Below are 270 nucleotides of genomic sequence, written 5' to 3'. Positions count from 1 at the left end.
GCCAGCAAGGTCATCAGGGCGATCGGCAGCACCACTTTCCACAGCACCAGGGCCACCGCGATGGCCAGGTTGCGTCCCGTGATCAGGCTGGCCGGGCCGGTCAGGATCCGCACGGTGCCGGCTTCCGTGGCGACCCGGCGCAGGCGCGCCTCGGGGCCGGGCGGGTCGCCGATGTTCCAGCCCAGCCGGGCCTGGCCGACGCTGTCGAGCGCGCCGCCCAGCGACCGGAACGGCGCCGGCACCGTCCCCTCGACCAGTTCGTGCCCCTGC

The 270-nt window shown here is 74.8% G+C and carries 1 protein-coding gene; it reads right to left on the bottom strand.

The features are described 5' to 3' along the window. Positions 1-270, bottom strand: a 270-nt coding sequence (locus ACR6JA_RS23290; RefSeq protein ID WP_494599910.1) for a hypothetical protein, incomplete at both ends; no start/stop codon positions are given.

It is taken from the genome of Cedecea sp. B1(4), from assembly GCF_059414925.1.
The sequence above is the reverse complement of the archived record's forward strand: the minus strand, read 5'-3'. Positions and strand labels throughout refer to the sequence as shown.